This window comes from Bacillus sp. F9_6S_D1_P_5 (genome assembly GCF_054823925.1).
Map to the genome: position 1 here is coordinate 60293 of NZ_JBTREW010000022.1, position 16099 is coordinate 76391.

The window sequence follows — 16099 nt, forward strand, 5'->3', positions numbered from 1 at the left end:
TTTTTTATTATGAAGAAACAAGAAAATACCTTCTTTCTGGTCTCCCAACACTCCCATATGTAAGCTCCGCATGTACTTTCTTTCTAGATATTAAATACTCTAAATAGCGCCTCGCTGTTGATCGGCTTACCCCAACCATTGAGCTTAACACTTCTGCCGTAATACCTTCTTCATCAACTGTTAACATATGCTTTTTTATTTTTGCTAAAGTTAAAGGGTCTATACCTTTCGGAACATATTCTATTTCATTTCCCTTTACGCCTCTTTGAGACCATAAATGTTCTATTTGTTCTGTAGATAATTGATTACTTTTCTTTAATTGTACAATCTTTTTTTTATAACTTTCCAAACTTGCCTTAAATCGATCAAACATAAGTGGCTTTACGATATAATCTGTTACTCCGCCTCGTAGAGCGTGCCTCACTACATCTGTTTCTGATGCAGCTGTAATCATAATAATATCTGTATCATGTAAATTATGCCTAATATACGTGACAAGTTCCGTTCCTTGCATATCAGGTAAGTACACGTCTAATAAAACGAGCTGCGGCTTCACAAGATCGAGCCATTCTTTCGCTTGTTCTCCAGTCGTTGCTGTTCCAATGACTTTAAATCCCTCAACCTTTTCAGTAAAACGCCGATGAATATCTGCAATTCGAATATCATCTTCTACAATCAATACTTCAATCTCCTCACCCATTACAATTCGCCTCTCTCTTTTGGTAATGCAATAATAAATAATGCACCACCTAAATCCCCTTTTTCTATTGCGATACTTCCATTTAAATCTTCCACTAACTCTTTCACTTTTGCTAATCCATAGCCTCGCTTCCCACCCTCTTTCGTCGAGAAGCCTTTATAGAATATGCTAGTAATGACTTCATCATGAATCCCTTGTCCTGAATCTTCCACTTCAATTACTATTTCTTCTCCGATATCAGTTACAAACATTCTTACCTTCTTATCATTCTCTTCATTTCTTTCAATTGCTTCAAATGCATTCGTAATTAAATTTCCTAAAATAGAAACGACGTAATTACTCTCAATGTGTGGGCTTAATTTATCTAAGCTACTTTCTCGATCTAGCATAAAATCAATCTTCAACTCTCGCGCTCTATTATAGAATCCAATTAAAATTCCACCTAACCACGGATTTTGAATTCGCTTCATAATAAATTGAACAAAATCTTGATATACCGCTGTTTCTTTATGAATAAGCTCTAAAGCATCTTCATATGATTCTAACTGAATAAGACCTGAAAGCGTATACAACAAATTGTTATACTCATGCGTTTGCGCTCGTAATGCCTCTGTATATTGCTTCGTCTGAGATAACTCTGCTGTTAACTGATCCATTTCAGATTTCAAACGTAAACTCGATACAACGCCAGTTACTTTATTTTTCACTTTAATAGGTAGGCGGTTCGCAATAACAGCCTGCCCTTTTATATTTAATTGACGATCAAACTGTTCTTCACCAGTTTGAAGCACATCTAGTATCGTTGAATTAGGAATTACATTTAAAATAAATTCTCCAATAATATTTCGTTGTTCATCTAGCGAAAGAATATCATAAGCTGCTTGATTGACTAAACTAATCATGCCGTTTTGATCAATAACAATAATCCCTTCACGTACAGATTGAATCACTGTACTATGCTCTTCATATAAAGATGAAATTTCCTCTGGCTCCATCCCAAACATCATTCTTTTTATACTTCCCGCTAAATATATAGAACCAATTATCCCGATTAAAAGACCTATTACTGTAATCCAAAATACACGCTTTCCATACACTTCTACCGCTCCATGAATATCATCCATCGAAAATCCAACGGACACCACACCAATAATTTCATTCTCCTGATTACGGATTGGAACTTTCCCGCGTAAGGAAGGTCCTAATGATCCAGTTGCTTTCGAAACATAAGATTTCCCTTCCAACAGAACTCCTTTATTATCTCCACCAACCATTGCTTCTCCTATTTTATCTCGCTTAGGATGTGCATATCGAATCCCCTCTTTATTTCCAACTACAATAAAATCAGCGTCTGTATCAATTCGAATTTTTTCTGCAATTGGTTGAATGATAGAAGCTGGGTTTTCTTTTTGAAAAGCTTCCGTTATTTCAGGTATAGCAGCAACTGTTTTCGCAACATGCAAAGCCCGTTTGCCAATTTGCTCTTCTACCGTTTCAGATAATATGTAATAAAATAAATAACTCGTTAGCATAAGTACAACTAAAATAAGTGTACTTATAGTTAATGTAATTCTCGGTTGGAGTTTTAATTTTTTAAATTTCAAAACCATTCCCCTAACATGATTAAAGATAGAATTTAAAGAATATACAGTCTCTTTAATTATACTTAATCATAACACGGTTACTCTATATTTCTTTCTTTTTCTCTTCATAAAAAAAGAAACGAAGTACAATTACTACCTCGTTTCTTAATATGGTTATTACACTTTAAACTTACCAATCATCTCTTGTAATTCTTCTGCCATTTGCGATAAATGAACTGCTGCTGCATTGATTTCATCTACTGAAGCTAATTGTTCTTCTGAAGAGCCGGCAATATTTTGAACACTTGCTGCATTTTCTTCAATCGTAGCTGCAATTTCATTAATAGATGCACTAACTTGTTTTGCATCTACTGTCATTTGTTTCGCTACTTCTACCATACTATCAATTTGTACAACTGTATCATCTGTAGACTTCAATATTTCAGCAAAGCTTTGCTTCGTTTCATTTGCAACTACAAGTCCTGATTGTACTTCTGTCCCAACTTGCTTCATAGAGCTTACTGTTTCTTTTATGTCAAATTGTATCTCTTTTACTAGTTTTCCGATTTCCGTAGAAGACTGTCCTGATTGTTCTGCTAACTTTCGCACTTCATCTGCTACAATTGCAAATCCTCTTCCTTGCTCTCCAGCTCTTGCAGCCTCAATCGCAGCATTTAACGCTAATAAATTTGTCTGCTCTGCAATATGTTGAATCACCTCAAGGATTGCTCCAATTTGTTTCGATTTATCATCTAATAAAACAATCACTTTATCTGATTGTGAAACAGAATCATGGATTAATTGCATTTGATTGACAGTTTGATCAACTAACTTCCCACCATCTTCGGCCTTTTTCTTCGTATACATAGATGCTGTGGATACTAATGAAGAACTATCTGCAACACGCTGAATTCCTTCTGTAACTTCTTCTAATAATGTTGCGCCTTCTTCGACTTCTTTCGTTTGTATTTCCGCTCCACTAGACACTTGCTCAATTGCCTGTGTAATTTGTTCCGTCGCTTCACTTGTCTGCTTCATACTAGCTGTTAATTCTTCTGAAGATGCTGCTACATGGCCTGCTGAAGTGTTTATATTGGAAATGACCTTCTGTAACGATGTTGCCATCTCGTTAAAACTTTCTCCTAGCTGTCCAATTTCATCTTTAGAATGAACTGTAATGGATTCTGTTAAATCACCTTCACTAATCTTTTTCGATGATATAACAAGTTGTTTTAACGGAGTAATAATGGAAGCAATTATGAAGTAAATTAAAATCCCACCAATTATTAATGAAATACCAATAACAGTTATCGTTTTATAGAAAATGGGTTCAGCCGCTTCAATAATTTCTTTTGAAGGCATAATTCCTGCTATTTTCCATCCAGTCTGCTTATTTGTTATAAAGGTAACATTACGATCATCACCATCGAGTTTGAATTTAAAATCACCTGTTTCCTGTTTGTACAATTCCTTCTCAAGTTTTTCTTCTATTTTGTCACCTGGTTTCATCGTGGGATGTGCTATTACATGTTTAGATTGGTCGAAGATTGCTACATATCCTTTTTTACCGATATTGACCATTTTTGAAGTATTTACAATATCATTAATAATTAAATCAATACCGAGAACACCACTTTTATCCTCATTCTGTTTTGCTATTGTAATAACAATATTCCCTGTTGTACTTGACTTATATGGGGCTGTGATAACCACTTCTTCGCTTTTTTTCGCTGCTTCTTTATACCAATCTCTTTCGGTAGGATTATACCCATCTGGCATTTGAATAGACGGTGATTGAATAAATTGTCCCGTACTAGCCCCCGTATAAATTGCTTCTATTTCTGGATGTAATTTATTATATTCTTCTAATTTATTTTGCACATTTTGAAGCTGATCAGTGCCGTAAATTACTCCATTAAATAACTTTGTAAAATATACTACGTCTACCTTTTTACTGTCTATCTCTTTGTTAATAACATTATTTAAAATCTTTACGTTATCTTCCGCTGATTGTAAGATTGTTTCATTAAAATTTGTCTTCGCTTGTTGATAAGACGTCCAACCAATTACAATACTTGGAAGAATTAAAACAATAACAAATGATACAAGTAACTTTGCTTTTAAACTACTTCTTCTTAATTTCCCTTGAAACATATTTCTACCCCTCCATACCGTTTTAAATGTAATTATATTACATTTAATTTCTTTATATAAATTATACGATTAAAAAGTATCAACTCTTTATCTCTTTTTCTATTAAAGAATTAATACATACCTTTTTCATTCTATATAAATTAAATAATTAAAACAATATATAAAAATGTAAATTATTCTAAATATTATAATTCACAGAAGAACCTCTAGTATCTCACTTACTAGAGGTTCTTCCCACTATACTATTCTTTATCTTTTTCTACTTCTTTTTTCTCATCTTCTACTACAGATACAACAGGTTTATCGTTTGATAATTGTTGTACTGCTCCTTTGCCAGCAAATCCTTCTAGTAACTCTTTTAAATCAATACCAGAAGAGGCTTTTAATGTTTCTTGCATCGTTGCCATTAAATCAGTCGCATAACCTGCAACTTTTCCGGCGCCGCTATTTTTACCACCGCCGCCTGTATCGACAACTGTAATTTTATCAATATTGCTAAGTGGGCTTGCAAGTTCCTTCGCATAACTTGGAAGCATTTTAAGAACCATATCCATAATTGCTGCTTGACCATATAATTCAAATGCCTCTGCAATTTTTTGTTTCGCTTCTGCTTCTGCTAAACCTTTTAATCTAATAACATCTGCTTCCGCTGTACCTTGTGCTTTTTGCACTTCTGCTTTTGCTTGACCTTGCGCTTTTTCGATTTCCGCCTTCGCTAAACCTTCTACACGTACTTCTTCTGCACGAGCTCTCGCTTCAGCTTCAATCTTATATTGATCCGCATCTGCCTTTTTAATTTGCTTCACTTTTTCTGCTTCCGCTGATTGCTCAACAGCATAGCGATCTGCATCTGCTTTTTTCTTTACTTCTGCATCGTATTGCTTCTCACGACGCGCAATCTCTTTTTCTTCTAATTCAATTTGTTTCTCACGCTCAATGATTTTAACGCGCATTTGCTCTTCTGTAACACCTTGTTGTGCTTTCGCTTGTTGTAATTCGTAAGAAAGATCCGCGTCTGCTCGAGCTTGTTCTTGCTCTCTCTTATAAGATTGTACTTTTAACTCTTTATGTTTTTCAGCTTCAGCGATTTGGGCATCACGTTGATATTCAGCTTCTTTCGCTTCTTTCTCAGCACGAGCTTTCTCAATACGAGCTTCTTTTTCACGCTCTGCATTCGCAATAGTTGCATCACGCTTAACTGTCGCAATTTGCGGCTGACCAAGTGCATCTAAGTAACCGTTCTTATCCATAATTTCTTTAATTGTAAAGGAAACGATGCGAAGACCCATCTTCTTCAAATCTGTAGAAGCTACTTCATGCACCTTTTGAGCAAATTGCTCTCTATTACTATAGGCATCTTCTACTGTCATAGAAGATAAAATCGCACGTAAATGACCTTCTAAAACTTCTTTTGCTTCTATCTTTAACTCTTCTGTTTCTTTTCCTAAATATTGTTCAGCTGCTGTAGAAACTTCTTCAATGGTAGATCCCACTTTAATAATAGAAACACCGTTTACTGTAATCGGAACACCTTGCTTTGTATACGTATCACGTGTACCAACTTCTAATTTGTAGTTTAATAGACTTAAAGGCTCTGCTCTTTGCATAATTGGAACTACGAAAGTACCGCCACCGCGAATAATCTTAATCTTCTTTCCATCATCAGTGGTAACTACATTTTTCCCGCCACCAAGCCAGTTCCCTGTAACAATTAATGCTTCATCTGGGCCAACTGTTCTATACTTCGTAATGAATACTAAAATGAGTAGAATTAAAATTGCGAGTAAAACTCCACCAATAATTAATGGAATCGTCATGTAAATTCCCCCTTATAATTTTGGTTTTTTTAAAGAATAAGCGATGTTTTGTACAAGCAAAACACCATCTTGGACTCCCTCGATAATAACTTCAGTTCCTTGTGAAATATCTTTTCTCCCAATTGTTTTAGCTGGAATTGCATTACTTCCAAATTGAGAGGAGATTAATACTTCTCCAAATCCTTCTGTAGGAATTGTCGTAATGACTTCTCCCTTGCAACCAATGAATTCATCCATACGTTGCACAGTATTTTGTTCTGCTTCTGCAATCGGCTTTAAAATTAGTATTTTCATTATGAATACACCAATAAAGGATATAGCACATGCAGCCCCGAAAATAAGAATGCTATTAAAGGAAAATAAATATTCTCCTATATAACTAAGTCCACATAACATGGCGAAGAAACTAAGTAATAAAGTAACAACGGATACCGATCCGCCTCCAAAACTAAATATGGATTCAAATATATCTCCAAAAAAGATATAAATTACAGTGAGTATAGTAGCAATAATAAATCCATATAAATAAATTGTCTCAAGTGGATAACCAAACAAAACCATTTCTTATCCCCCTCTCTTAAACAATCCCTTTTTTGTTATGTGTATGCCCCACCTCTTCCAAAGATTATTGTTCTTAATTTTCAGTTATTTATTTTTTAAAGAAAAGCCTGTAAGACAGGCCCCCTAAAAAAGAACAGGAGAAACCTATTGTGACAGGCTCCTCCTAGTAAATAACCGATATATTATATATCTATATAATATACTATTTTCCACAAAAAGTAAAGTTAAACATACATTGGAAAAGCACTTATTTTACTGATAATTCGTACGTTCCATCGCCATTATCATATTTATATACATACAAATAATACTTACCTGGCTTTGCATTCATTTTTGCCTCTATATGATTTCCATTAGCTTGACCGTAAGCTGCATAATTTTGCATATCTGATTCATGGTGAAGCACCCATGTCATCCCGATTCCATACTCATTTAAAACCGAAATATCGATATCTTTCGCTGATGCTACATTAAATGTATAAACATCAGTGTGATCTCCGCCGATAAGGCTACCTTTTATAGTAGTGTTTAGCCCAATATGATTCGCTTCCTCTGGACGATTATTTGGTTCTAATTCTGTTAAACTTCCATCTTTAATCGTGACCGTTGTTTCGCTACTGCTCTCTTCCCCTTTATCATCTTTTACTAGTAAAGCAACTTTGTAAGTTCCTTCTCTTTCATATGCATGTACTGGATTAACCTCTGCACTTGTACTTCCATCTCCAAAGTCCCATAAATAAGAAACGATTGTTCCATCTTCATCTTTTGAGCCATCACTTTTAAATTGAATACCTTCTTTTACAAGGCCATTATAAGGACCATTTACATGAACCGTTGGAGCTTTATTTTCTCCGTCATCTTTTGCGATACCATGGAAAACTACATCATATTCAAATTGATTTGAGCTATTCACACGGTAATTGACGAAGTATGCTGTAACAGTTTTGTAGCCACTCCATTCTTTTTGTGCCAGTTGTTCTAGAGCATCATTTACTCTTTTGCTCATTGCTTTCCAATCTTCTGACTCACCTTTTGTTACATTACCTGTAAATGTGCCTTCTAGTGTAAATGTATTAAAGAATTGAGAGCTATGTTTTGTCATTTTTGCATCTTTCATCGGTAACGTATCACTAATTTCTTTCTCTACTGCTATTAACGATTTTGGTGCATGTTCAGCTAAATAATCATCTGCTACTTCTGGTACATTATATTTATCTTGATTATCGATTAGCTGCTGCATATACTCTTGATACTCTTTATTTAGTTTAGAATCTTTACTTAAATTCTCACGATAAGCATCATAATTTTTCACGTCATTTGCACGAATTAAATCTTGAATTTTATCAAATGTTTCAAATTGATGTGTGTATAAATAAGATTGTAATGCGAACGAGTAATTATAGAAATCCCAAGAACCATATTTAGCAAATAATGTGCGCTCTGCTGTATAACGGCTTGCAGGATCAGATGATAATCCACTAATGATGCTCTTTCTCGGTACTACATTATTTGTACGAGTAGAACCTGCAAAAAACTCAGCATTCCCTTCTTGGAACCAAGTTAATCTCTCATTTTGATACATATCTCCTCTTCCAAATAAACCTGGCACTTCAAATCTGCCTTGAAGATAATGAGTAAACTCATGACGGAACAATTCTTCTAAACTATAAATGCTTTGTTCTGGCGTACGCTCATATGTAAAGAATGTTCCTGTTTCTTCAATATAAATTCCACCGTTGTTTGTTTCATATCCATACAGTTGTCTATTTAACTGATACTCCTCTGGACTGTTATAAATCACTATCGTTAATACATCATCTGCATTGCCTGGCTCTAACGCTTTGTCATTTCCAATTACACGATGATACTGCGCTTTTACTTCCTTTGCAGCCCAGTATAGTCTCTTAATTTTTTCTTCTGATACTTTATCTCCTGTTTTAAATACGATAGATCCATCGTCGAATGTGTACGTTTTTGGTAAGTACTGCTCTTTTCCTTCTTTACGTATTTTCTCTAAATCTACTGCATTGCCGCTATAATCTTTCCCATTATAATTTGTTGTAATTTGTTCTACTGCAACAAAATATGGCTCACTTAAACGCGGGTACATATGCATTGCTTGTGTAACAACTTCTAATCCTTTACTTGGATTACTATGAAACTTCCCTAAACGGCTAGCGAAATAAATTCCATTATTAACGAGCCATTTATTTTCTGGCGTTACTTCATTTAAAAGAGCGATACGATTTATTTCATTAATAAACCCATCTACTTTCCCATACCACATCGTTTCATTCGCTTCTTTACGAGCCTCAATTAAGTACGATTGCATATCATAATCAATACCTTGCATAAGATCGTATACAGCTTGTCCTTTCATACGATCGTCTACATACGTACGAAGATTATCATTGTATTGTTTTAAAATATTAGCTGCGTATTGAACCGTTTCTACATCACTTGAAGCATTGCTGATTAATTTACCATATGCAGATACAACTGAATCTTGCTCATATGTACCGAGCTTAAAGTTTGGATTTGTTGCGATTGCTTTTAAAGCAGGTAAACATTTATCCTGGAAGCTTCTCTCATTTAAATCGCTTAATTCATTATTGTAAAATGCAAGATAAAAAGCTGAACGTAACACTTCCGTAAACGTTTGAATTCCTTTTGAATCATCTTTCGTAAATGTACTACCTCGATGAGCTAATTCATCTATAACCACTTGCATTTTTCCTTTGTCTTTATAAAAAGCCTTTGCATCTTCATTGAATTGGAATAAGTCTGTAATTTGATTCCACTTAATACTTCCTAGTGTTTCAACTAATTCTTGATCATTCATTTTATTTAAATCAGCCATTGAATAGCTTTCTTTCATTTGCTTTACTTCTGAGCTCTTCATAATAGATGCTGGTCGCTGTGAAAAGTCTCCTACTTTTAACCGTTCTTTAAACGATAATGTCTCCTCTGCTTTAGAAACGTGCCCAATCTCATCTACTGGCTTTTCAATTCCAACCGGTTTCGAATGCAATACATTATACGGCACCTTTTCTTCTGCTGATACATGAGTTTGAATTGCCCCCAGTGATAGAGCCATTGTACTAATGCTAAGCATTACTTTATTAATTGTTGATTTCTTGTTCATATCCTTGCCCCCTATTCAAATATTCCATTCACGAATTTAACATAAAATCTGGATACAACAATATAAAATGCAATATTTCATATTATTTCTCCCCATATTTTGTACATATCGTGAACAATTTTCTCTTTATCTAGCCGCCAATAGTTATGAATCTATAGCGATTAAACAGTCCTTTTACACATGTTAAAAAGAGAATTTTTTGACAATTAATCTTTTAATTGTTATGATTAATATAATTGTTAACTTTATTAAACAAAGGTGGGATTCTATGATAAAAAAAGAGAACAGTGTATTTTATATCTCCATCTTGCTAACAACGTTATTCATCATATGGGGAATTACCCCGGCAAGTTGGATACAAGGCTATGATTTACAAAGTGTTACATCTTCCTTAAATTCATTTATCCTCAATAAATTTGGATGGTTTTACTCTCTACTTATGACCGTAATGATTATTTTAGCCACTTATTTAGCATTTTCTAAGTACGGTTCTATTCGTCTTGGTAAAGATGGAGAAAAACCACAATATAGTTATTCATCTTGGCTATCCATGTTGTTTGGAGCAGGAATGGGAATTGGACTCCTCTTTTATGGAATCACTGAACCGATTTCACATTTTACAGATCCATTAACAGGAAAAGCAGGTACAGAGGAAAGCGCCAAGCTCGCTATGCAATATTCATTTTTCCACTGGGGCCTCTTTCCATGGTCACTATATGCAATGGTTGCTTTAACAATTGCATATTTCACATTCCGCAAACAAAAAGGTAGCACAATTGGGGCTACAGTTACTCCATTATTTAATCGATCGAAAAATTCTCCTATCGGAAAAACAGTCGATATTTTAGCTGTTTTAGCCACAGTATTCGGGATTGTGCCATCTGTTGGGATTGGTGCTCAACAAATTGCCGGAGGATTAAGCTATTTATTCCCTTCTATTCATAACACGTTACTTACACAACTCGTACTTATCGCCATCTTCGCTGTTTTATATTTAACAAGTGCCCAAACAGGCTTAGATCGTGGGATTAAATATTTGAGTAACTTAAATTTCTCTCTTGCAGGTATATTACTCGTCTCCTTTTTACTTTTAGGACCAACTGTATTTATTATGAAATATTTCACATCTACACTCGGTTCTTATATCGGAGCTTTACCTAGTATGGGATTAAATTTAGGAGCATTTAATGAAAAATCTTCTTCTTGGATAGAAAACTGGACTATTTTCTATTGGGGATGGTGGATCTCTTGGTCTCCATTCGTCGGTACATTCATCGCCCGTATTTCTAAAGGACGCACAATAAAAGAATTTATTTTTGGAGTTGTATTAGTCCCAACTCTTATCTGCACATTTTGGTTTGCAGTATTTGGCGGTACCGCTATCCATATGGAAATGTTCCAATCGCTTGGTATAGCTGATGAAATCGCAAAAAATGGTACAGAGATTGGATTATTTGCTGTTATTTCACACCTACCGTTCTCTACATTTTTAACAATTATCGGATTAATTTTAGTAGCCACATTTTTCGTTACTTCTGCCGATTCGGCAACGTTTGTTGTTTCAATGCAAACGAGTAACGGAAGCTTATCACCGAAAAATAGTTTAAAACTTATATGGGGATTAACAATCGCGATAATTGCAGCTCTTTTATTACAAGCTGGAGGGTTAAATGCACTACAAATTGCAGCTATAATCGCAGCACTACCATTTTCTATCGTAGTCGTTCTTATGATTACTTCGCTCTTTAAAGAGCTACGAAAAGAAGATGTTAATTTGCAAACGAAAGAAATTCCGAAAAAAATAAAAAAGGTTATGTAACGATTAGCACCTCTTATACAAGAAGAATTCGGCCCTCAAATTAGTCCTGAATCTGTTATTACTGAGGGCGGCAAAGTAAATGAAATAAAACCCATTCGTATGAAAAATGTATTTCATACGAATGGGTTTTTACTCTACTATATAGTGTTGTAAACATGCTTTTTCCTCAAAACCTACTTTCTTGTACAACTCCATCGCACGATCATTATTCGTATTCAAACATAGTTCTATCTCTCTCATCCCTTGGAATGAGAAAATATACTGAATAGCAGCTTGTAATAACCGCTCTCCGACACCTTTTCTTCTACTATTTTCAGCAGTTGCAATAAATTCGATATTCGCTTCTTGAAACTCCGGATTTACTTCAACATATACGTAACCTTCTAACTTATCATTCTTCATACTTACAAATAATTTATTCGTATCACTTAAACGTTCGATAATTTCATTTCCTTCATAGTATGTATTAGGAAAAACGTTATTGTGTAACGAGATAAACTGCTCAAACACTTTTGGTAAAGCTTCTTCTACATTACATATACTACGTTCTTCCACAATATTATAGCTTAAACTGAAAATACTATGTCTCTTTTGTTCTTTTGCATGTAAATCCTCCATTAAGCGGGCACAATTATTATTTTTCACATTATAAAAACCATAAAACTTCTCAATATGAAAAGGCATCTTTTCGATAAGTTCCTTCCACATATGTAAAGCCGCTTCTTCCCAATTCGCTGAAAGAATAAATGGTCCCCATATTTCGGCACATTTCTTTACTTCATCCACATCGAATCCTAATACACCTATTAAATTATTATTCTCATAAGTAGCAACAAAAGATTGTTCCCAGCCTATATCTGAAAAACCATGAATAATCGTCTGTAACAACTCCTCTTTCTCATCTCCACAATAGCCAACATGATGAGTAGCATCTTTATTCATATTCGCAATAAATGCTGCCACCTCTTCAATTTTCAAAATAGAACTGACATACATAACCTCTCCTCCTTCTCTAATACATTTACACATTTTCCATTTATATCCTTCTAAAAAAAGACATCATCATAAGCATATTTCAAAATGAAATCGCCATGATAATGTCTTCTCAAAAACTCATATAATTATATTACGTTATAATAAGATAAAACGCTTTTATTTCTTAAATAATCTCTTTCTAAATACAAACATACTCAGTGCTGAGAGCACTAACGCTATGCCTGAAAGTAATGTTGATGTATTCTCTTGTCCACCTGTTGCTCCTAATGATTTCTTGCTTTCTTCTTGCTTGTTAACAGCTGGTTTATTTTCTTTCACGTTTTGATTCTCTACTACTTTTTCTTTCACAACTTGATTGTTCGCGCTTTGTTCTTGAACTGCTACTGATTGATTTACTGCGTCTTTTGAACCTTGAATTTCTTTTACTGGTTCTTTTATTTCTTCTTTTGATTCTTCAACTTCTTTTGCTGGCTCTTTTACTTCTTCTTTCGGGCCTTCAACTTCTTTTGTTGGTTCTTTTACTTCTTCTTTCGGGCCTTCAACTTCTTTTGTTGGTTCTTTTATTTCTTCTTTTGATTCTTCAACTTCTTTTACTGGTTCTTTCTGATCTAGTTCCTCTATTACATTCTGTACAACTTCGCCACTAAATAATATACCAAGCCCATCATAGTCTCTTCCATCATAAGCAAAATCATATTTTTTTTCTCCTGAAGTACTCCATATGATTGTACCTTCTACCCTATTAATTGTACCGCCGTTACTCTTTAACGTAATATTCTCAAGTGGATTTCCTTCTGCATCATATACAGGTATTTTCACTTCTTCATTGATTGGTACATTATCTAGAATAATCTTTTGCCCTCTAATATCAATTGTTATTATTTGAGACAATTGTATAATCGGTTTTATATCCTGAATCTCATTTCCAGAAAGTTTTAAACTAAAGAACTGTATCATTGAAGCAAAAATTGATATATCCTTAATTTTATTATCTGATAAATTCAGCCACTGTAAATTTTTCAACTTACTTAATGGCTTAATGTCCACTACTTGATTTCCTTTCAATTCTAATTCGTTCAACATACTTATTTCACTAATTGTTTCTACACTACTAATTTCATTATTATTTAATATTAACACATACAAATTCTTTAATTGCTGAATTCCTTGTATAGTAGCATTGTTAATTTTATTATTTGAAGCATTTAAATTTTTTAATGAATTCATTTTAAATAATGATTCAATGTTTTTAACATTATTATGGCTTATATTTAGTTTCTCCAATTTTTCTAGTTTAGATAAGGGAGCAATATTTTCAATTTTATTATTTGCTAGACTTACAGATTTTAAATTTCTCAAATTCGAAATAAAATCTATATTTTTCAAATCAATTTTTTCTAAATCTAAGTTTTCTAAATTTGTCATAAACTCTATACCAGAGATATCTTTTATCTCTTTACTTTGCCCATCAGTTATCTTTAATGTTTTAATCCCTAATAAATCTTCTTTCGTAATAGGGGCATCTAAATTGGTTCTACTCAAGTTATATTTATTAATATATCGTTGTAATTCTTTGTCTTGGATAACATTCGTATCCTCTTGTTTTTCGACTACTTTTTGAATTACGGTTCCATTAAATCGTATTTTATTCTCAGCAGAATCAGTCTCTAATTCAAATTCATATATTTTTTCGCCAAGACTATTCCATTTAACAAAACCATTATGAACCGTTCCACCTTCACTCTTCATTTTAATATCCTTGAGAGTTTCTCCCTTTAAATCGTATACAGGTATTTTAACTTCCTTATTTATTTCTACATCATCTAAAAAGATTTTTTGTCTTTGAATATCGATATACATTCTTTTTCCTAACTCTTGAACAGGTCTAACATCACGAATTTCATTTGACCCTAGCTTTAAATCATATAAACCTGTTAATTGACTAAGTGGTGTTATATCTGAGATATAGTTTTCTTCTAAATTAAGTGATTGTACAGTAGACAATCTTGATAAAGGTTCGATGTTGTCTAATTCATTTTTAGAAAGATCTAACTCTACTAACTTTTTCATTGGTGTAATATGCTCTATATTAGTAAGTCCATTGTTACTTAAAGATAAATTCTTCACCTTTTTCAATTGCTCAATCCCAGCAAGATTAGCGTTACTAATTTGATTATTCGCTAAAGCTAGATCCCTTAAAGAAGTTACTGTAAACAATGGCGTTATATCTTTTATAGCATTACTACTTAAATCTAATATTTTAATCTTCTTCATTTGACTTAATGGGCTTAAATTTGAGATTTTATTGTTTCTTAAACTTAAACTCTCAATATTCTCTAACTCAGCCAAAGGTTCAATATTTTCAAGTTCACTATAAGTTATACTTACTGATTTTAACTGTCTCAACTTCGAGATAAAGTGTATGTTGTCTAACTTAACTTCTTCCAACATTAAGTTTTCTAAGTTCGTCATATACTCCAAACCACTTACGTCATTTATCCCTTTACTTTTTGCCTCAACAACTATTAAAGACTTAACTTTTAATAAATCTTCCTTAGTTATTGGAGCATCTAAATTATCTCTACCTAAGTTATACTTATTAATATGTTTTTGTAATTGTTTATCTAATATTACATTTCCACTGTCATCTTGTTGATCCACTTTATCCTCTGTATTTTCCTTTTGCTCTTCTTGAACAATGTTCCCCAAATTTAATGCATTTACTTCAAACTGTACTTGATACTTATTGTCGTAGGCCATTGTCGGAATATAAATATGCATTTGCATATTATATCTTTTTCCTAATTCTCCAACTTCAAATTGAATAACCTTCGTTCCATTTTTCTTTTTATCTTCTGATATTACTTTTACATCATGGAACACACCTGGAGTATGAATATCTTCTGTTTTCAAGTATTGAAAGAAATCACTATCACTTAATGTTGCGGTTACAATTTTCTTTCCATTCTCAATTTTTAATTTCGGATCCTTTATATAAACGGCTGCCATAGACTCTTCATTCGTTTTATCCTTATACGCTTTAATTACAGCATCATATGTACCATCTTCTAAAGTATGTCCAGCCTTATTCGCCTCAATTGCTACAGTTGCTAAAGCAGGTGTTGAATACGCAGCAAATGGTAGCGCTAATGCTGCTGCCACTAACATTGCATTTATATGTTTTCTTTTATTTTTGTTCAACTTTACATCTCCTCCAAAATATATAATTCGAAATGTAATCATTTCTCGAATAAATGATAATGATTTTCATTATCATTGTCAACTAAAAAAATAAAAAGTTTACAAAAAAATAACCCCTTGTTT

At 33.5% G+C, this 16099-nt stretch carries 9 protein-coding genes and 1 pseudogene; 1 reads left to right on the forward strand and 9 read right to left on the reverse strand.

All coding sequences use genetic code 11. From position 1 onward, the window contains the following. Nucleotides 1-7 precede the first annotated feature (7 nt). The 7 genes and pseudogenes from ACUXEY_RS22635 to colA all read right to left on the reverse strand — a co-directional run bounded on the left by ACUXEY_RS22635 (nt 8) and on the right by colA (nt 9960). Nucleotides 8-700, reverse strand: a complete 693-nt coding sequence (locus ACUXEY_RS22635) for a response regulator (protein ID WP_461301653.1) — start codon at nt 698-700, stop codon at nt 8-10. Then, a complete protein-coding gene (locus tag ACUXEY_RS22640; protein WP_461301654.1) occupies nt 700-2310 on the reverse strand; it encodes an ATP-binding protein in 1611 nt (536 codons plus the stop codon). Before ACUXEY_RS22640 ends, ACUXEY_RS22635 begins: the two co-directional genes overlap by 1 nt. 150 nt (nt 2311-2460) lie before the next feature. Further along, on the reverse strand, nt 2461-3408 hold the full coding sequence (locus ACUXEY_RS22645) for a methyl-accepting chemotaxis protein (RefSeq protein ID WP_429602037.1): 948 nt from the start codon (nt 3406-3408) through the stop codon (nt 2461-2463). Further along, a pseudogene (locus ACUXEY_RS22650) lies at nt 3403-4437 on the reverse strand (HAMP domain-containing protein); the annotation flags it as partial. The gene ACUXEY_RS22645 and the pseudogene ACUXEY_RS22650, both read right to left, overlap by 6 nt. A 242-nt stretch (nt 4438-4679) precedes the next feature. Continuing rightward, on the reverse strand, nt 4680-6254 hold the full coding sequence (locus ACUXEY_RS22655) for a flotillin family protein (protein WP_166705369.1): 1575 nt from the start codon (nt 6252-6254) through the stop codon (nt 4680-4682). Between the two features lie 12 nt (nt 6255-6266). Then, nucleotides 6267-6815 (reverse strand): NfeD family protein, encoded by a 549-nt coding sequence (locus ACUXEY_RS22660; protein WP_088316175.1) that lies wholly within the window; start codon nt 6813-6815, stop codon nt 6267-6269. A 247-nt stretch (nt 6816-7062) separates the two neighbouring features. After that, complete coding sequence (gene colA / locus ACUXEY_RS22665) at nt 7063-9960, reverse strand: collagenase ColA (RefSeq protein WP_461301655.1); 2898 nt, start codon at nt 9958-9960, stop codon at nt 7063-7065. A 268-nt stretch (nt 9961-10228) separates the two neighbouring features. Here colA and opuD point away from each other — a divergent pair, with 268 nt between their 5' ends. After that, the gene (gene opuD / locus ACUXEY_RS22670; protein WP_461301656.1) at nt 10229-11779 is read left to right on the forward strand and encodes a glycine betaine transporter OpuD; all 1551 of its coding nucleotides are present in this window, start codon (nt 10229-10231) and stop codon (nt 11777-11779) included. 129 nt (nt 11780-11908) lie between these two features. Here the strand turns inward: opuD and ACUXEY_RS22675 are convergent, their stop codons facing one another. Then, complete coding sequence (locus ACUXEY_RS22675) at nt 11909-12775, reverse strand: GNAT family N-acetyltransferase (protein ID WP_166705365.1); 867 nt, start codon at nt 12773-12775, stop codon at nt 11909-11911. Between the two features lie 156 nt (nt 12776-12931). Then, a complete protein-coding gene (locus ACUXEY_RS22680; RefSeq protein ID WP_461301657.1) occupies nt 12932-15976 on the reverse strand; it encodes a leucine-rich repeat domain-containing protein in 3045 nt (1014 codons plus the stop codon). Between the last annotated feature and the right edge of the window lie 123 nt (nt 15977-16099).